Below are 17,603 nucleotides of genomic sequence, written 5' to 3' on the forward strand. Positions count from 1 at the left end.
CGGCGGGGCGTCAGCCCCGGCTCCACTTCTGGTCGTTGCCGCCGCTGCAGGCGGCCAGGACGATCGGGGTGCTGTTGGCGGTCCCGCCGCCGTTGGGGGCCAGGCAGATGCCGGACTGGACACCGGTGATGGTGCCGTCCGTGTTGACGTTCCACTGCTGGTTCGCACCGCCGTTGCAGTCCCAGATGATCACCTTGGTGCCGGGGCTGGTGCCCTGGCTGTTGGCGTCGAGGCACTTGCCGCCGTACACCTGGAACTGCTTGCCGGTGGTGTAGGTCCACTGCTGGTTGGCGCCGCCGTTGCAGTCCCACAGCGTCACCTGCGTGCCGTTGGTCTGGGACTGGTTGGGTACGTCCAGGCACCGGCCCGAGTTGGTGTTGCGGACCGGGCTCGTGGTGCCACCCGGGTTGCCGCCGGGACCGGCCACCACGGACAGGTTGTCGAACTGGGCGGTCTCACCCTGGCTGGTGCCGAAGCCGACCTGGCCGGCGCCGAAGGTGGAGTCGCTGGCGGTGCCGGCCGTCGCGCCGTCGATGCCGGCGGTGATCGTGCTGCCGGAGAAGCCGAGGGAGAGGCTGTGCCAGCGGTTGGTGCCGAGCGGCGGGACCGTGCCGCTGCGCAGGGTGGTCAGCTGTCCGGCGGTGTTGTTACGCAGGATCGACCATGATCCGGTGTCGGTGACGCGCAGGAAGTAGGCGTTGTAGCGGCCGATGGGATCCAGGTTCGTGGTGCCGACACGGCCCTCCAGTTGGGCGTAGCCGGACTTCTCGAGCATGACGTCGGCGGAGACGGTGTAGTTGCCCCAGTTCAGGTTTCCGCCGTAGGTCGCGGGGTCGGCGAGGGTCTTCCAGGTGATCGGGGCCTGCGGCGACATCTGGCGCAGGCACCCGCCGGACCGCCCACCGCCGCAGGGGACGGTCTCGAAGGCGCCCTGCATGTCCTGCAGGTATCTCGGCATCCGACCGCTGGCGTAGCTGTCGAAGTCGTCGCTGTACGGGAGGTTCAGCGAGCCCTGGCCGGGACTGGTGGCGGTGCCCTTGCCCTGGCCGGTGGTGGTCGTGATGCTGTAGAGATGGCCGGGCTGGACGGTCAGCGAGAAGGTGCCGCCCGACGGGGTGATGTCGCTGGTGTGCACGAAGAAGTCGTTCGTGCTGTTCGAGTTCAGGTTGGTCGCCCACACGTGAACCTGGCCGGTGGACAGGCCGCCGGTGACGCTGACGTTGAGCTGCTGGGCGCTGGTGGCGTCCATGGTCTCGATGATGGTGCTGTAGTCGCTGTTGTTGGTCGACTTCAGCGACACGTAGCTGCCGTTGTTGCGGTTGCCGCCGAGGTAGCCGCTGGACGAGTCCAGGTACCGCCATCCCGGCGCGGTGAACTGGGTCGTGTGGGCCAGGGCCCAACTGTTCTTGCCGACCGAGTACCAGCCCGACCACGGTTGGTTGGCCAGGACCAACCCGACGGTGGCCCACGGTAGGTTCGGGGTGATGGCGGCGATCAGGTCCCAGTTGAGGTAGGCGACCATCCTCCCGTCGAGGTAACCGCGGTTGATGCCCCGGGCCAGCGGCTTGGCCCCGTCGTTGTAGTCCTGCGACCCGCCCTCGCTGTTCCACAGCGTCTTTCCCGTGCTCGTGGCGGTCGACGACACCGAGCACGAGGTCTGGGCGCTGAGGTAGCCACACGGGTAGTGGCCGCTGAGCACGTCGATGCTGTTCCGCAGCGTGGCGTTGCTCGCCACCGCGTTGGCCGGCCCCCAGCTGCCCGGGTAGTCGTCACCGAAGATTATCTTCACGCTGCTGTAGCCGTTGCTGTTCAGCGCGTTGCGCAGGCTGATGGTCCAACTGGCGTCGGTCTGCTTCTCGTTCTGCACGGCGGTGATGTAATCCATGGTCAGGTTGTGCTGCCGGGCACAGCCGAGCCAGTCCAGGAAATAGTTGATCATGTCCTGGGACATGAAGGTGCCGTTGCCGATCCACCCCGGGGCGCCCCAGGGCAGCGCCGCCAACCTGATGTTCGGATTGCGAGCCTTGGCCTGCTCCATGATCCACCACTCGTATCCACGGTTGCAGTTGAGGTCGCCGCGGAAGTGCTCGTGGCTCGGCTCGGACCCGCTTGTCGAATTGGTGTCCCCGCCCATCTCCACCTTGAGGATCTGCAGGGCCGCGCCGTAGCCGGGCTTGAACAGGTAGTCGAGGATCTGGCCACGCTGCGGCTCCGGGTAGTCGATGAGCAGTCGACTGTTGCCGCCACCGCCGCTGACCGCTCCCACACCGTCGAACGTCTGCCCGCCGGAGGTTCCGTTGACGGTGATCGACGTCGCGGCCCGGGCCGGAGCCGCGGTCGCCGCCAGCACACCGGCGGCGGCCAGAATCGCAGCGGCCAGCGCCGCCATGGGTCGTGAACCGACGAGGGGCTTCTTCAGGCGAGACATGGGGTGGATCCCTTCGATGGCCACGAGCACCCGGCTCGGTGTCGACGGGGGAAGGAGGTTCTCAGGGCGGTGCTTCCTGGCTGTCCCGGCCGCCGCAGCGCTGAGGGCGGGAACCAGTCGACCAAGTGTTATCGATAACATCGATGCTGACTGATTAAAGCACATCGGCCTCGGTGACGCCGCACCCGAAGGCCGACCACCTGCGCCACGACGAGCTCGTGAGCGACGATCTGGTCGCCGCCGCACTGCCGGCGACCAGGTCAGCACGGTACGATCGGGGTGTCCCTTGAGGAGTCGGAATGGCCGGATGGCTGGTGTCGGACAGCGCGGCCCGGCGAATGTACGCCGGCGGCCGGGGCGATGCCACGGCCCGGCGGTTCGCGCGGTTCTGGGCGGCGGTGTTCCGCCTCGGTCTGGCACCGAAGCGGTGGGTGACGTTGGAGGTCCCGGGACGTCGCACCGGCCGGGTCACCGGTTACCCGCTGGGCATGGCCGACCACGACGGCCACTGGTTCCTGGTGTCGATGCTCGGCGAGCAGTGCAACTGGGTCCGCAACGTGCGCGCCAACGGTGGCCGGGCGGTCATCCTCCGGCGCCGTCGAACGCCCTGCCGGTTGGTCGAGGTGCCGGCCGGCGACCGCGCGCCGATTCTGCGGCGCTACCTGCAGAAGGCGCCGGGAGCTCGCCCGCACATCCCGGTGGACCCGGCCGCACCCGTGAGCGAATTCGAAGCCGTCGCCGCGCGCTACCCCGTGTTCCGGGTCGAGCGCCGGCCCAGTTGACCCGGCACCGCGGCGGTCCCGCCGGCCCGCGGCCGGTTCGAGGCGTGATCAACGGGCTCGTCCTCGAACCGGCCGGGTGGCCGACGGCGGTGGTGGCGGTGGCTCAGCCGCAGTTGCCCCAGCTGGACCGGCCGGCGCCCTGCCAACTGGTGCCGTACAGGACCTCACCGCGGTACATCACACACCTGTCGACGGCGGAGCGCTGGATCGCGGCGTAGTACTTGAAGCTCCCGGAGTCGTCGACCCAGGAGCCGCCCTCCACCCGGATCCCCGCGGAGACGCCGGTCGTCGAGCCGACGGCGACCCGCTTGAGGGTGGCGACACAGTTGTAGCCGCTGGCGCCGTTGTACATCAGGTAGACGTCGCCCACCTTGGTGCCGTCCGAGGCGTAGATCGACCGGTGACCGTCACTGGCGTAGGCCCACGAGCCACCGAAGTCGTTGTTGCACGCCTGGGCCGCGGTGAACGGATTCGTCGCTGCCTGCGCGGGCGAGGCGAGTGTCATCGCGGCAACGGTCGCGGCGAGAATCGCAATGGCCAGTCGTCGCGCTGATCCGCGCACACGTTCCTCCCAGATGCTCCGGCGCGGAGACCGCGCGCATGAGCCGCCATGATCCCACAATGGACGGCCGGCAAGATCACCGGCCGGCCCGAGCGCGACGGGTGGACGCCGCGCTAGCGGTGCGCGGTGCGCGGGTATCGGATCGGCATCCTCGGACGGATCGAGTTGGACGTCGACGGGGCAGCCGTGTCGCTCGCCCCGCTGGAACGGGCACTCGTCGCGAGCCTGGCCGCCCACCACGGACGTATCGTCTCGGTCGACCGCCTGATCGACGGACTCTGGCCGACCGATCCGCCCACCGGGCCGCGCAACCGGGTCCAGGCGATCGTCGCCTCGGTCCGCCGCGCCGCGGCGCCGGAGCTGATCCTCGGGTGCCGGGTGCTGCTCGGCACGGTCCTGCTGGCGGCGGCGGTCGGCAAGGTCTCCGGCCGGGACGCGTACCGCGAGTTCACCCGCTCGGTGCGCGACATGGGCTACCGGCCCGCTCGCCGCGGCCGCCGGCGGTCTGCTCACCGGTGTGCTGGTCGTCATGATGGACGAGCTGCGCTACCTGTTCGGGGCGTCCAGCCGAACCTGACCTCGTCTGTCATCCGGCGCCACGGAATGAGCGATGGACTGCCGCGCATCCCCTCCTGGCCTCACCGCGTAGTTCCGGTGGGCCCGGAGGACGTCCCGCCCTGTGCCGATTCACCGTCCGGAGCGCCGATCGTCACCCGGCGGAGCCTCGCGGAAGGGCACAAGCCGACCGAAGGAGTGCCGGCCGGGCCGAGGCCGGAATTCTCGCCCTCCCCGGACCACTTTCTGCAACCGGGCCGTGCCCGCATGCTTGGCGATTACGGTGCATTGACGTGACCATCATTCGCATCGTCGCGGTGGCCCTCAGCGCCCTGGTGACCACACCCGTCGCGTCCGCGTCCGCGTCCCCGGCGCGGGCGGTCGCGCCGTACGTGCCCTGCCCGGCCGTGAAGCCGCCGGTGCCGCCGCCCGCCGCACCGTCGCCGCCGCCGGTCGGGCCCGCCGACCGGGCCGTCGGCGGCCAGTCGCTGGCCACGGCCGGACTGTCCATTCCGGCCGGTGCGCCGGCCGCCCCGGCGGTGACCGCCACCTCGTGGGTCGTGGCCGACCTCGACAGTGGCACGGTGCTGGGCGGATGCGGCCCGCACGAACACCGGACGCCGGCCAGTGTGCAGAAGATGCTCCTCGCCGCGGCCCTGATGCCCCATCTCGACCCGAAACAGGTGGTCGAGGTGACGCGGGCGGACCTCCAGGATCTCGATCCGGCCAGTTCGGTGATGGGGCTGGTGCCGGGCGGCCGCTACTCGATCGAGAGCCTGTGGCTGGGCCTCCTCCTCAGATCGGGAAACGACGCCGCCAACGTGCTGGCCCGCGTCGGGGGCGGCGCCGCCGGCCGGCAGGGCGGTGTGCGGGCGATGAACGAGGAGGCTCACCGCCTGGGCGCCAACCAGACCCACGCGGCGACACCCTCCGGGCTGGACGGTCCCGGTCAGTACACCAGCGCGTACGACCTGGCGCTGATCGCGCGCGCCGCCTACGCCCGCGCGGACTTCCGGCGGTACGCCGCCACCCGGGTGGCGGAGATACCGGCCGAGCCGGGACGGCCCGGCTTCGCCATCACCCACGACAACACGCTGCTGGACCACTACCCGGGAACGCTCGGCGGGAAGACGGGCTTCACCGACCTGGCACGGCAGACGTACGTGGGGGTGGCCGAACGCGACGGCCGGCGGCTCGCCGTCACCCTGCTCGGCGCGGAGACCGCGCCGCTGGGCAGCCTGGGCGAGGCGGCGGCACTGCTGAACTGGGGTTTCGCGCTCTCTCCCGACGCGTCCGTCGGTCGCCTGGTGACACCGGACGAGAAGAAGCCCGACCGTCCCGTTGCCCAGGTCAGGGCCGAGCAGCATGGGCAGGCCCGGACCGGGCGGTCGATGTCGTGGCTGATCATCCTCGGCTCCGGCGCCGCCGGTGCCCTGGCCGTCCTGCTCCTGGCGGTCCCGTGGCGACGGAGGGCGGCGCGCGCGGCGGCCAAACCGTAGCCCGCCCGAGTGGCCCGGCGGTTGCGTACATTGCGGAGGTCACGCTTGTGCGAAGAGGAGAGCCATGTCGAAGCCGCCGCTGCCCGAACCTGCGATCACCATGCTCCGGAAGGCGAACCCCGCGGTCGTCGCCACGCTCCGACCCGATGGTCAGCCGGTCTCCGCGGCCACCTGGTATCTGTGGGACCACGGCCGGATCCTGGTGAACATGGACGAGGGCCGCCGCCGGCTGGACCACATCCGCAACGACCCGCGGGTCACCCTGACGGTGCTGGACGAGCAGGCCTGGTACACCCACGTCACGATCGTCGGGCGCGTCGTCGAACTCCGCGACGACGAGGACCTCGCCGACATCGACCGGCTCGCCGAGCACTACACGGGGAGGGCGTATCCGCGGCGGGACCGCCGCCGGGTCAGCGCTCTGATCGAGATCGACCGCTGGCACGGGTGGGGTGCGCTGAAGGACAACAACCAGATCGGCTGACGCCGCCACCTCGCGAACCTGGGCCGCGACCTCAGCGGCGCGGTCGTGCTGTTTCACCAGGCCGTCGCGGCGCGCCTTTCCGGGACCCGACACGGCGAGCGAGGCCAACCGGATCGTCGTTCGGTCGTGCGGTGATGCCCGGCGGCGGTTGCGGCGCTGTGCGAGGCTGACCGTCGGAGCGATCCGGAGGGGTACTGCGGTGGGTGAGTCGACGCTGACAAGGGGCGAAGAACCGCCCGAGCTGGACGAACTGGCTGCCCGGTCGTGGGCGTTGCAGGCGAGGGTGCTCGCCCGGATCACCGCTGCGGACCCGGCGTCGACCGGCGGACGGCTGCGGCTCTTCGCCGAGGGGCTGCCGGCGATCCTCGAACGGCTCAAGGTGCTGGAGCGGGCCACCTCCTCGGTGGTGTACAACCTCAACGCCAGATCGGTGTTCGACCCTCAGCGGCGGGAGCGGGAGCCCAACGAGCGCACGCGGGCCCGCGGCATTCGCGGCCACATGATCACCAGGCCGGTCCAGCACCTGTCGCTGGTGGCGATCGCGCACCCCGACACCTGGGTGGCCCCGACGGTGTGGACGAACGGCATCGTCATCGACGAGCGAGTCGGGCTGTTCTCCGGTCCGCCCACCCCGGACGGGCGTCCGACCGCGTGGCTCTGCCGCGACTCGGACCTGGTGATGGGGTTTTGCGACCTGTGGTGGGAGACCCGCCAGCGGGCCGTGCCGATCCGCGATGCCCCGGGGGTCGTGCCGCTCACCGAGCGGCAGGTGGAGGTGGCCGCACTGCTCGGCCGAGGCGCCAAGGACGCCACCATCGCCCGCCGGCTCGGTGTGTCGCCCCGAACCGTGACCAGCGACATCGGTCGGCTGCTGGACGCCTTCGGCGTCGCGACCCGATGGGAGGGGGGCATGGTGCTCGGCCGGGCCTGCCCGCCCGAACTCACCGACTGATGTCGTGAGTCAGCGCGGCTCGACCCAGGTGGACCCGGTGTCCTGGAATCGCCGATACCCACGCTGTCAAGTGATCTGCCGAAACGCGCAAGGCTCATCGGCCCACACCCATGAAATCGCTAGCTTTCAATGCGGTGGCCTCGAATGCTGGTCACCCCTCGGAGCGAGACATGGGAGGAAACATGAACGGTGCCAGCGGCAGCCCGACCGCCTGGAAAAGATGGAACAAAGGCGCGAGCGCTGCTTTCGTGATGACGCTCGTCGCGAGTCTCCTCTGGGTCTTCGGCGTCAGCCCGGCCCAGGCGCACACGCTCAACGAGCTCGCTCCGTCCGGCGCATCGCCGTGGCTCTACACCCAGTCGTGGGCCCTCACCGGCTACGGCTACAACACCCCGCCGACGCACGTCGACTACTACAACGGTAACCACCTCTCGGACAACTACGCCCTGGACATGACCCCGACCGGCGGGCTGAGCACCTGCGGGCAGCCCATCTACCCGATCTGGGACAACATGAAGGTCTACGCCATCTCCTCCGGCACCGGGGGGATGTACCTGCGCAAGACGATCGGAACGCAGGTCTACGAGCTCAAGTTGCTGCACATGAAGAACCTGAAATACAGCGTCGGGGCGGTCGTCGGCACGACGAACGTCGTCGGGTACAGCAGCAACACCGGAACCACCTCGTGCCATCTGCACGTCGCGGTTCACAAGATCGTCAGCGGCACCCGCTATGCCGTGCGTCCCGTCTTCTGCGGCTACGAGGTGACGGTTCGCAACGTCGGCTACCGAGGCTGCTGACAGATCGATCGGACCGGGTGCGCTGCGGCGAACGTCGCGGCGCACCCCGCCATTTTCGGGGTGACCTTGTCGCCCCGACCCATTCGTACCCCAGCGCATTCGCGACAGCGCAGAACGGGACGGACTCCGGCTCGGGCGTGGAACAACCCGAGGGCTGGCACGACGGCCAGTCGTATGATCCGGAAGCCGACGCCGACAGGCGGCCAAGGAGACACAGCTGTCACGTGACCAGAACATCCTTCGTGGTTCGGGGAGGCAGTCCCCGATGATCTTCGGCGTGCTCGGAACGTTGCTGTTGAGGCCGACGAACGTCCCGGTCCGGGTCGGCGGGGCGAAGCCCCGCGCCATGCTGGCGCTTCTGCTGGTGAACCGCAACCTCCCGGTCCGGATGGACCGGATCGTTGGGGAGTTGTGGCCGGAGTCCCCGCCCGACTCTGCGATCGCCAATGTCCGTACGTATGCCTCGGCGCTGCGTCAGGCGCTGAGTCCTCATGGCGATCGGCTGTCCACGCGACCCGGGGCTTACACACTCGACGTCGACGACGACGAGTTCGACGCGGCGGTGTTCGATGCGACCGCACGCCTGGCGAGGTCGTCCCGGAAGGACGGCGACATACCGGCCGCGCTTGCGCTGTTCGACCAGGCGCTGGCGCTGTGGCGAGGCAACGCACTCGAGGACGTTCCGGCTGGTCCGGTCCTCATGTCGTACGGTGCCGCGCTCGGCGAGGCACGGCTCAAGGTTCTGGAGGAACACCTCGACACCCGGTTCGAGTCGGGAGACACGGATGGATCGATCGGGGTCCTGCGGGAACTGACCGCTGCCCATCCCACCAGGGAGACGGCCTGGCACCTGCTCATCCGGTCGCTCTACCGGCTCAATGACCGCGCGGCCGCGCTCCAGGCGTACCAGGAGGTCAGAGCCGCCCTCGCGCAGCACCTCGGTCTCGACCCCGGGCCGGACCTCCAGGCCCTGCACGTCGACATCCTGCGGGGACGACCGGCGGCCGGACCGAGCCGGGCTTCGGCGGTGACCCGGACGCCCGCGCCGCGACAGTTGCCGGGAGCATCCGGGCTCCTCGTCGGCCGTACCGCCGAGCTGCTCCGGATCCGCGCGGCGCTGACCCGACCGGCCGATGGCCGGTCCGGAGTTCCTCGGGTCGTCGCCGTGGTCGGGACGGGTGGCATTGGCAAGTCGAGCCTCGCGGTAGCGGCGGCCCGCGCCCTGGCCGACGGCTACCCCGACGGGCAGCTCTACATCGATCTGCAGGGCAGTTCCCCGGGCATGCGGCCGTTGGAACCCACCCGTGTCTTCGGAATCTTCCTGCGAGCTCTCGGCGTCCCCGAGGAACGGATCAGCTCGGATCGGGAGGAGGCCGCGGCCTGGTACCGCACCTACTGCGCCGATCGCCGACTGCTCGTCGTCCTGGACAACGCGGTTGACCACCGGCAGGCGCAGGCGTTGGTGCCGCCAGGTCCGGGTTGCGCGACTTTGATCACCAGTCGCCACCCGCTGGACACGCTGGACTGTGTCGACCGGATCGCTCTCGACGGGCTCCCTCCCGCGGCCGCGGTGGATCTGCTGCGCAGCCTGGCGGGCGCGGATCGGGTCGACGCGGAACTCGCCGCCGCGCAGGACCTGGTGCGGCTGTGCGGTCTGCTTCCCCTGGCCATCCGGGTGGCCGGTGCCCGGCTGGCGAGGCACCCCGACCTCAGACTGAACACGCTGGTCGGTCGGCTCCGCAGGGCCCATTCCCGGCTCGACGAACTCGGCTTCGCCGACCTCGACGTACGGCCGACGTTCGAGGTCGGATACCACGCGCTACAGGAGTCGGACCCGGACGGCCACGCCGCCCTGCTGTTCCGACGGATGGGTCTGCTGCGCACCGCGGCGTTCCCGACCATCGTCGCCGCCGGGTTGCTCGGCGTCGACGACTCGGTCGCCGAGCGCGCGCTGGACCTGCTTCTCGACCACGGTTTCGTGGAACGACACGGACGGAACCACCGGGTCCACGACCTGCTGCGGGTGTACGCCGGGGACCTGGCACAGGCCCATGAGACGCAGGCGGAGGCCGGGGCCGCGCTCGCCCGAGTGGTCGACCGCTACGTTCGGCTCATCCGCCGCAGCCCGGTCCTGTACCGGCCGCTGGCCGGGGATCGGCCTCCGGACGAGAGCCTGCCCGACGACCCGGTGCCGCAGACGTCGTCCGAGGCCGAGGAGTGGATGACCGATCACCTGCCGACACTCGGCGAACTGGCCGCGCAGCTCGCCGCCCGTCCGGCGACGGCGCGCCTGGCGTACGACCTGCTCCGTCCGCTGTCCTGGCGGCTGTGGGTCTACCACCCGGCCGAGAGCGTCCATCTGCACGCGCCGCTGCTGGCCGCGGACGCGGACGATGCCGCCCCCGACATGGCCGCGCCGATGCTCTGCAGCGTCGCCAACGCCCACCTCTGTCTCCACCAGTACGACGAGGCGGCCGCCTGCGCCCGACGAGCGCTCGACATGCTGCCCCGCCTCGACGAAGACACCCTGCGCGTACGGGTGCTGTCCGTCAACGCATGGGCGCACCTGCGAACCGGCGCCCCCCAGCGAGCGATCGGCTACTTCGGTGAGGTGATCGCGCTGTACGCCAGGATGGGACTGGTGTCGCTGCTGGCCGTCTCGCTGAACAACGCGGCACAGGCGACCTTCGCCCTCGGCCGGTACGCCGACAGCCTCGCGCTGCTGCGGCGCAGCCTGGCGCTCACCCGCCAGCGGAACGATCGGGCCCTGCGTGCCGCGGTGCTCGACAGCCTCGCGATGGTTCGCGCCCGCATGCGGCGGTGGCGAGCGGTGCGCTGGCACACCGACGCCGCAATCGAGATCAGCGAACAGATCAGCGATGTCCTGACCCTGACCAGCGCCCTGCAGTATCGGAGCCTGGCCCGGCAGGCACTCGGCCAGCCGGCGTCGGCGATCGCCGACGCCGACGCAGCGGTGCGGGTAGCTCGACGAGCCGAGCGGCCGAGCCTGGAGTTGGAGGCGCTGCGTATCCTCAGCGGCGTGCTCTGGCTGGCCGGGGACCCTCGCGCCATTGAGGCGGTGCGCCGGGCCGAGGCGTTCGCGGCGACGCTACGGCCCGGCCGTCCCTGATCGCCCGGGGGCACCTCGCCAGTTGCCAGGCGGAGCGGACGTCACGTCGTCATGCGGCGTAGGCCCCAACCCCATACTCGGTGCCGACTTCCCGGGTTCCCTGAGCACGTGTTGAAGCTGCCGACCCGGAGCCTTCCTGATACTCGTGCCTGGGATCTCTTCACCCTTCCTCCTTGTGGCCGTTCATCGGCGCATCCGCACGCCGCGGAGCAAGGACAACCTGGCAAGTCTCGATACAGGACCACCTACAGGTCGGCATACACCCCGCCTTCGCGTACGGCGTCCGGCCCCTGCCGGCTGCCCGTCACGCGGGTCACGCTGACCGACCTGAGTGGCCAGCCGGCGGTCAGCGTGACCCCGCACAACCCGGACGGCCTCACCCGATCCACCGTCGTTACGCCGCTGCCGGTCGCGCCCGAACCCGCCAGAGCCCGGAAATGATCGACCGGAGACCACCATGCCGGGCGGTACGCCCTGTCGCCGTGGCCCGCCGGCGTTACCGCCGGGCGACTCAGTCGACGTCGGTCCAGGGCCGGGTCAGGTGGGCGGTCGCCAGCACGGCGCCGCGGGCGCGCGCGTGGGCCAGCAACCACTGACGGCTCCGCCGGGCCGCCTCCGGATCCGCCTCGAACCGGTAACCGACCCCGGGGTCGACCAGTTGCACCGCGTGCACCAGGACGTCGCCGGTGACAATGATCTGCCCGCCGCCCCCGTCCACGACCACCGACTGGTGACCCGGGGTGTGGCCCGGCGTCGGCACCACACCGATCCAGCCGCCCGCTCCCCGGCCCGCGGTGGCCAGGCGGCCGGCGCCGTCCGCCTCGTCGAGCTGACCGGTGGCGCGCAGCGGGTTGACGACGTATGTCATCGCGGCCTGGCCGGCGGCCAGGGCGGCCACTTCGCGCTGCTGCACCACATACCGGGCGTTGGGGAACATGGGCGTCCCGTCTGGCCCGACCGACCAGCCGAAGTGGTCCTCGTGCAGGTGGGTCAGGACCACGGTGTCGACGTCTTCCGGGGAGATGCCGGCGAGGTCGAGTTCGGCGGGCAGCCGGCCCGGCACCGGCGCCCAGCCCGAGGCCGGGCCGTCGGCGGGGCCGACTCCGGCGTCGACCAGCGTCAACCGGTCCCGTGGCCCACGGATGGCGAAGCAGCGGAAGTCCAGGTTCCACGTCTCCCCCGGGCCGAACGCGCCGGGGTCGACGGTGCGGGCCAGCTCCCAGTCCTGCGGCGTCGCCGCGGGAAACGCCTGCTGCCGGTCGAGGAAGAACGGCCCCGACGCGTCGAGCAGGGGCGTCACCTCGAACGGGCCGACCGACCGGGACCGGACCAGCCGGCCGGCCCGGCGCACCGGGCCGGGCCGGCCGGCTGCGCGACCCGCGTCGGCCGCGCTCGCCTGGCCGGTGACACTCAGCGAGCCGGCGACCGTCACGGCCGTCGCGGCGAGCAGGAACCTTCTGCGCCCGAACTCGGCGGGTGTCTCACTCACTGTCGGCTACCTCTCCTCGCGGGTACGCCGGAGACCGGACCGGTCCGCTCCGGCGGGGTCGGCGACGACGCTAGGGCCGGATTCCGGTAGGTGCGCCCCGCCCGGGACACCACTGACCTGATCCTGTCGACGGCTGTCCAGACTGCCCCGCCGGCGCGGAGGGACCCGTTTCTAGGATTGGGGCGCCGGTCCGGCGCGGCCCCGCGTTTAACCGGGCGCCGACCTGACGGGGCGCGCGTCGAACGAGGCGGGAGGTCTGCGATGCCGGACGAGGGGCCGAGTGTGGCGATGCTCGCCTACCCGGGCGCGGGCAGCTTCGACTACGTCACGGTCAACGAGATCTTCGGTGTGGACTACTCACACCGGTTTGGATCGTGGTATCGGACCAGGACCTGTGCCATCGAAGCGGGGCAGATCGAGCTGGACGGCGGGGTCACCGTGTCCGCCCCGTACGGGCTGGCCGAGGCGGAATTCGCCGACCTGCTCGTCGTACCGGGCTGGACGAGGGAACACGAGGTGCCGCCCCGGCAGTTGCTGGCCACCCTGCGGCGCGCGCACCGGCGTGGGGCCCGCGTCATGTCGATCTGCACGGGGGCGTTCATCCTCGGCCACGCCGGCCTCCTGGACCACCGGCAGGTCACCACGCACTGGGCGACCGCGTCGCTGCTGGCCTCGCTCTTTCCCGCCGCGACCGTGGATCCGCGTGCGCTGTTCATCGACGACCGCGGCGTCCTCACCGCCGCCGGCATGTCCGCCGGCATGGACCTCGCACTGCACGTGGTACGCGGGGACTACGGCGCGGACGCGGCCGCCGCGCTCGCCCGTCGGCTGGTGCTCGCCGGTTACCGCAGCGGCGGGCAGGCCCAGTTCGTCGAATCGCCACTCAGCCCCGACCCCGGCGACCCGCTGCCGGAGTTGCTGGACTGGATGCGCGGGCACCTGGACCAGCCGTGGTCGCTGCGGTCACTGGGCGAACGGGTGCACATGAGCCCGCGGACGCTGGCCCGGCACTTCCACCGCCTCACCGGCATGAGTCCGCATCAGTGGCTCACCCGGGAACGGGTGCTCGCCGCCCAGCGCATGCTGGAGGTCGGCGACGAACCGGTCGGACGGATCGCCGCGCGGACCGGGATCGGCTCGACCGCCAACCTGCGGCACACCTTCCGGCGGGAACTCGGAATCTCGCCCCAGGCGTACCGCGCCACGTTTCGTGCCCGGCGGACACCGCGGTGACGCGGTGGAATCCCACCCGGTCTTCCGCGGCGGATGGTCACCGGAACCGGCCACCGGCGGCGGACGGCCACGACCAGGCCGCTCAACACGGATCCGAGCCGGCCGCCCGGTGCGAGGCTCACGGCTGCTGCCCCACGTGGTGGTGGCTTCGGATGTAGAGCCCGTCGGCCCATGCCTGCGGCCATACGCTGAATCAATCGGGTCGGTGTCCGGTGCCGGCCCCGCCCGGGGAGACCGCGATGACCGAGAGCGCCCGCCGACCGGCTCCGGCCGGGGCCCGCGGCGACGACGGGTGGCTGGCCGAGGTGGCCCGCGGGGCCAGCGCCGACGCCGGCGGCGTGCCGGTGGAGCTGCTCGGCGACTACCTGCGGCTGTTGACGGACGCGGCGGTGACCGGCCGCCGGCCGCGCCGCGGCGAACTCGACGCGGTGGGGGCGCTCGGCCGGCGCGCCGCCGAGCAGGGCGTGTCGGCGGGCCGGGCCGTCCGTCTCTACCTGTCCGCGGCACGGCGGCTGTGGCGGCACCTGCCGCACCTGGCCCGGTCCACCGACAGCGAGACGGTACGCGCGGCGGCGGACGCCGTGCTCCACGTGGTCGACACCGCGGTGGCCACTCTCGCCGAGGGCTATGCGGCGGCCCGACGGGAACTGGTCCGCCGGGAGGAGGCGCTGCGCCGGGAGCTCGTCGACGACCTGCTGCGTGGGGACTCCGACCTCGGTGGGTTGGTGGAGCGGGCCGAGCCGTTCGGGCTGGATCTGGCCCGGGTGCACCAGGTCGCGCTCGCCTCACCGGGTCATCGGCTGCCGGACACCGAGGCGGCGATCAGCGCGCTGGAGCGGGTCATCTTCGACCGGTTGGGTGACCGGGACGTGCTGGTGGCCACAAAGGAGGGGCTGCTCGTGGTGATCGCCCCGGCGGACACGGTGGCGCCCGGCCGGGGCGGGGGCGACGGCGGGTCGGTGGCGGATCTGGGCAGGCTGATGCACGGCGAGTTGGACCGCCTGGTGCGGGGCCGGCCGTGGCAGGTGGCGGTGGGCCGCCCGCACCCGGGTGTGTACGGCATCGCCCGCTCCTACGAGGAGGCCCGCGAGGCGTTGACCACGGCGCGCCGGCTGCACGCCGACACACCGGTGATCGACGCCCACGACCTGCTGATCTACCGCGTCCTGCTGCGGGATCAGGCGGCCATGGTGGACCTCGTGCAGGCGGTGCTGGCACCGCTGGGCCAGGCCAGGGGCGGTGTCGAGCCGCTGCTGGACACCCTGACCGAGTACTTCGCCTGCGGCGAGGTCGCGACCGAGGCGGCCCGCCGCCTGCACGTGTCCGTCCGCACCGTCACCTATCGGCTGGACCGGATCCGGGCGCTGAGCGGCTACGACCCGGCCGATCCCCGGGACAGGTTCACCCTGCACGCCGCCGTGCTCGGCGCGCGGGCCCTGGACTGGCCGCGTCGGCCGCTGCCGACCTAGCGGTTCAGGCCGCGACGGCGACCAGTTCCGGGAAGCCGAGCAGGGCGGCCAGCGCGCTGGCCTCGCTCCGGGTGAGGGTGAGGCTGACCATGCGGTCAGGATCGTCGGGGTCGTCGTGGACCACGTCCCGGCGGTCGCCCACCTGGTACTCCACGATGCCGATCCGGCGGCCCTGTCCGGTGGTGAAGGTGTGTCGTACTCCGATGCCGGGCAGCGTCGTGCGTTCGATGTTCACGGGGAGAGCTCCTTGCGGGACGGCTGCCAGGGCCGGCCGGGAGCGGGTCGGCGCTACGGCAACGCGGTGGACGGTCGAGCGGCTGTCCCGACCCGCGGCGGGGCCCGGTCGGCCGACCAGGCGGGAACGCAGCCCGCAATGGCGCGGCTCAGCCGGACCACGATGCACACGCCGAGCGCGCAGCCGGCACGAACCGCCGTGACGACAACCGCCAGCACGGTCAGCATCGACAGCGCGAGGGGGCGCTCGACGCCGACGGGGTGCTGCCGGTTACGCATGGGCCCACCATAGCGTCGCCGGACCTCGCGCCGGGTCCGAGACGGTGACCTCTCCAGGAGGCCGGCGCCCGGATCGTCAGACCACCACGAGCGGTGACGGCGGCCGGACGGCAAGCGATGGCGTTCGCCGGCAGCCGGCAAGCGGGCGGACTTTTATTTGCCGGCCACGCGCAATGCCAACCCTCTGCTTCCGGGCGACGCTGGAGGTCCGACGCGGTACCCGAACCAACAGCGAGGAGGCGGTGATGACGACCCGCACGCCGGTGGCCACGGCGCCCGTGTCCGCCGGTCGTCCGCCGCTGTCCCGGCTTGGGCCGGCCCGGATTCCCGGTCCGGCCGGCGGCGGCCCCGTCCGGGACCGGCCACGTCCCCCCGCCGCCGGCGGACCGCCGACGCCCGTGTGCCCGGCAGGCTGACGCCGTCGAGAGCGGTGGCCTGACGGTCGCCCCGCGGGCGACCGTCAGGCCACCTGTCCCCGCATTCCGCCCCGTCCACCGGACGGCTGTGCACCGCTACGTAAATGAGGTCGGTATGTCCGGCAACGCCACTTCCGTTCACCTTCCCGCGCTCACCGGCATGCTCGTCGGCCGGTCCCACACCACCCGTCCGATCGTGGCCGTCCGCCCCGAGCCGATCGCCGTGGACCTCGGCAGCGCCCAGCTGCGGATCTGGCTGGGACCCGGCGGGGTACTGAGCGTGCCGGTCGGGCAGGGCCTGCGGACACCGGTCGTGCGGCGTGGCCGGGTCGTCGACGGTCCGGCCTGCGCCACCGAGCTGCGGCGGCTGCTGCGCGACCATCGCATCCCGGTGCCGGTGGGGGCGCTCGTCGTGGCGTGCCGTCCGGTACTCGCCACCCCGGCCGACCAGGAAGCGACGCGACGCGTGCTCAACGCCGTACTCGCGCCGTCCCGGCTGCTCTTCGTCGACAGCGTGCGCGCGGGCGCCATCGGCGCCGGCGCCGCCGCCGGCACCCTCCTGCTCGCCGACATCGGCGCGCAACTCACCGAGGTGGCCCTGCTGGAGGACGGGCGGGTGGTCACCGCCCGCCGCGCCGAGGTCGGCACCCGCGACCTGAACCACGCGGTGACCGCCGCCATGCTCGCTGACACCACGACCCGGCTGATCAGCGAGCTGCGACAGGAGCCGGCGGTGCGGCCACTGGTCCGCGCCGCCCTGGCCCGGGGCGTGATCGTGGTCGGGGACGGAGCCACCCGACCCGACCTGACGGCCCGGCTGGTCGCCACGCTGGGCGCGACCGTGCACCGTGCCGCGTCACCGCGTACCGCCGCGCTGACCGGCGCCGGCATGGCCGCCGTCGCGGCGACCCGACACCCCGCGACCGACTGAACCCGACCCTTCCACCGGAAAGGACCACGACCATGACGCACACCCTCGACGACCGCACGGAGACACTGCGGGACGTGCTGGAACGCCAGTTCAGCGAGCACACCGACCAGCTCACGGAGCTGACGCTGCTCTCGCGGCAGCGTGGCCACGGCGGCCACGACCCGGACACCCTGCGCCGTCTCATCGAGGTGGCCCAGCAGGGCATCGCCGACACCGCCCAGGCGCTGAAGCGCATGTCCGAGGGCACCTACGGCGTCTGCGAGGGCTGCGGCCGGGACATCCCGACGGCCCGGCTGGAGGCCCGGCCCTCGGCGCGCTTCTGCGTACCGTGCCAGCAACGCGGCTGACCGGTCGGCTGCC

The 17,603-nt window shown here is 71.8% G+C and carries 16 protein-coding genes; 11 read left to right on the plus strand and 5 right to left on the minus strand.

Translation table 11 applies throughout. From position 1 onward, the window contains the following. Window positions 1-10: 10 nt before the first annotated feature. Entirely contained in the window at window positions 11-2,389 is a 2,379-nt protein-coding gene (locus NLX85_RS25435) for a ricin-type beta-trefoil lectin domain protein (RefSeq protein ID WP_254339458.1), read from the minus strand. 338 nt (window positions 2,390-2,727) lie between these two features. Here NLX85_RS25435 and NLX85_RS25440 point away from each other — a divergent pair, with 338 nt between their 5' ends. Beyond that, window positions 2,728-3,210: a nitroreductase/quinone reductase family protein gene (locus NLX85_RS25440; protein WP_254339191.1), complete on the plus strand. Its 483-nt coding sequence runs from the start codon at window positions 2,728-2,730 to the stop codon at window positions 3,208-3,210. Window positions 3,211-3,313: 103 nt separating this feature from the next. Here NLX85_RS25440 and NLX85_RS25445 read toward each other — a convergent pair whose 3' ends face one another. Further along, the gene (locus tag NLX85_RS25445) at window positions 3,314-3,715 is read right to left on the minus strand and encodes a hypothetical protein (RefSeq protein ID WP_254339193.1); all 402 of its coding nucleotides are present in this window, start codon (window positions 3,713-3,715) and stop codon (window positions 3,314-3,316) included. A 183-nt stretch (window positions 3,716-3,898) separates the two neighbouring features. On the opposite strand from NLX85_RS25445, the gene NLX85_RS25450 reads away from it, so the two are divergent. The 6 genes from NLX85_RS25450 (at window position 3,899) to NLX85_RS25475 (ending at window position 11,192) form a co-directional block, all read left to right on the plus strand. Then, on the plus strand, window positions 3,899-4,624 hold the full coding sequence (locus NLX85_RS25450) for a helix-turn-helix domain-containing protein (protein ID WP_254339195.1): 726 nt from the start codon (window positions 3,899-3,901) through the stop codon (window positions 4,622-4,624). Then, entirely contained in the window at window positions 4,621-5,826 is a 1,206-nt protein-coding gene (locus tag NLX85_RS25455; protein WP_254339197.1) for a serine hydrolase, read from the plus strand. Before NLX85_RS25450 ends, NLX85_RS25455 begins: the two co-directional genes overlap by 4 nt. A 64-nt stretch (window positions 5,827-5,890) precedes the next feature. After that, window positions 5,891-6,310, plus strand: coding sequence for a PPOX class F420-dependent oxidoreductase (locus NLX85_RS25460; RefSeq protein ID WP_254339199.1), 420 nt, complete (start codon window positions 5,891-5,893; stop codon window positions 6,308-6,310). A gap of 199 nt (window positions 6,311-6,509) precedes the next feature. After that, window positions 6,510-7,262 (plus strand): helix-turn-helix transcriptional regulator, encoded by a 753-nt coding sequence (locus NLX85_RS33550; RefSeq protein WP_254339201.1) that lies wholly within the window; start codon window positions 6,510-6,512, stop codon window positions 7,260-7,262. Window positions 7,263-7,444: 182 nt separating this feature from the next. After that, window positions 7,445-8,062, plus strand: a complete 618-nt coding sequence (locus NLX85_RS25470; RefSeq protein WP_254339202.1) for a hypothetical protein — start codon at window positions 7,445-7,447, stop codon at window positions 8,060-8,062. Window positions 8,063-8,327: 265 nt separating this feature from the next. Further along, the gene (locus NLX85_RS25475; protein ID WP_254339204.1) at window positions 8,328-11,192 is read left to right on the plus strand and encodes a BTAD domain-containing putative transcriptional regulator; all 2,865 of its coding nucleotides are present in this window, start codon (window positions 8,328-8,330) and stop codon (window positions 11,190-11,192) included. A gap of 511 nt (window positions 11,193-11,703) precedes the next feature. Here the strand turns inward: NLX85_RS25475 and NLX85_RS25480 are convergent. Further along, complete coding sequence (locus tag NLX85_RS25480) at window positions 11,704-12,681, minus strand: MBL fold metallo-hydrolase (protein WP_254339206.1); 978 nt, start codon at window positions 12,679-12,681, stop codon at window positions 11,704-11,706. 261 nt (window positions 12,682-12,942) lie between these two features. On the opposite strand from NLX85_RS25480, the gene NLX85_RS25485 reads away from it, so the two are divergent. Beyond that, window positions 12,943-13,914, plus strand: coding sequence for a helix-turn-helix domain-containing protein (locus NLX85_RS25485; protein WP_254339208.1), 972 nt, complete (start codon window positions 12,943-12,945; stop codon window positions 13,912-13,914). Window positions 13,915-14,153: 239 nt separating this feature from the next. Next, entirely contained in the window at window positions 14,154-15,383 is a 1,230-nt protein-coding gene (locus NLX85_RS25490; RefSeq protein ID WP_254339210.1) for a CdaR family transcriptional regulator, read from the plus strand. A gap of 4 nt (window positions 15,384-15,387) precedes the next feature. Here the strand turns inward: NLX85_RS25490 and NLX85_RS25495 are convergent, their stop codons facing one another. Together NLX85_RS25495 and NLX85_RS25500 are read right to left on the minus strand one after the other, a co-directional pair. Next, complete coding sequence (locus tag NLX85_RS25495; RefSeq protein WP_254339212.1) at window positions 15,388-15,618, minus strand: potassium transporter TrkA; 231 nt, start codon at window positions 15,616-15,618, stop codon at window positions 15,388-15,390. 53 nt (window positions 15,619-15,671) lie between these two features. Then, window positions 15,672-15,896 carry a hypothetical protein gene (locus NLX85_RS25500; RefSeq protein WP_254339215.1) on the minus strand — a complete coding sequence of 75 codons (225 nt, stop codon included), beginning with the start codon at window positions 15,894-15,896 and terminating at the stop codon, window positions 15,672-15,674. A gap of 531 nt (window positions 15,897-16,427) precedes the next feature. On the opposite strand from NLX85_RS25500, the gene NLX85_RS25505 reads away from it, so the two are divergent. Then, window positions 16,428-17,243 (plus strand): rod shape-determining protein, encoded by an 816-nt coding sequence (locus NLX85_RS25505; protein WP_254339217.1) that lies wholly within the window; start codon window positions 16,428-16,430, stop codon window positions 17,241-17,243. 32 nt (window positions 17,244-17,275) lie between these two features. Then, on the plus strand, window positions 17,276-17,590 hold the full coding sequence (locus NLX85_RS25510; RefSeq protein WP_254339218.1) for a TraR/DksA C4-type zinc finger protein: 315 nt from the start codon (window positions 17,276-17,278) through the stop codon (window positions 17,588-17,590). Window positions 17,591-17,603: the final 13 nt, after the last annotated feature.

The sequence above is a fragment of the Micromonospora sp. A3M-1-15 genome, from assembly GCF_024213425.1.
In the GTDB taxonomy this organism is placed as follows: Bacteria; Actinomycetota; Actinomycetes; order Mycobacteriales; family Micromonosporaceae; genus Micromonospora; species Micromonospora chersina.

Coding starts and splice junctions, on each gene's coding strand:
- NLX85_RS25470 (WP_254339202.1), top strand. CDS start 7,445: ATGAACGGTGCCAGCGGCAGCCCGACCGCCTGGAAAAGATGGAACAAA.
- NLX85_RS25490 (WP_254339210.1), top strand. CDS start 14,154: ATGACCGAGAGCGCCCGCCGACCGGCTCCGGCCGGGGCCCGCGGCGAC.
- NLX85_RS25505 (WP_254339217.1), top strand. CDS start 16,428: ATGTCCGGCAACGCCACTTCCGTTCACCTTCCCGCGCTCACCGGCATG.
- NLX85_RS25440 (WP_254339191.1), top strand. CDS start 2,728: ATGGCCGGATGGCTGGTGTCGGACAGCGCGGCCCGGCGAATGTACGCC.
- NLX85_RS25500 (WP_254339215.1), bottom strand. CDS start 15,896: ATGCGTAACCGGCAGCACCCCGTCGGCGTCGAGCGCCCCCTCGCGCTG.
- NLX85_RS25510 (WP_254339218.1), top strand. CDS start 17,276: ATGACGCACACCCTCGACGACCGCACGGAGACACTGCGGGACGTGCTG.
- NLX85_RS25475 (WP_254339204.1), top strand. CDS start 8,328: ATGATCTTCGGCGTGCTCGGAACGTTGCTGTTGAGGCCGACGAACGTC.
- NLX85_RS25460 (WP_254339199.1), top strand. CDS start 5,891: ATGTCGAAGCCGCCGCTGCCCGAACCTGCGATCACCATGCTCCGGAAG.
- NLX85_RS25485 (WP_254339208.1), top strand. CDS start 12,943: ATGCCGGACGAGGGGCCGAGTGTGGCGATGCTCGCCTACCCGGGCGCG.
- NLX85_RS25435 (WP_254339458.1), bottom strand. CDS start 2,389: ATGGCGGCGCTGGCCGCTGCGATTCTGGCCGCCGCCGGTGTGCTGGCG.
- NLX85_RS25445 (WP_254339193.1), bottom strand. CDS start 3,715: ATGACACTCGCCTCGCCCGCGCAGGCAGCGACGAATCCGTTCACCGCG.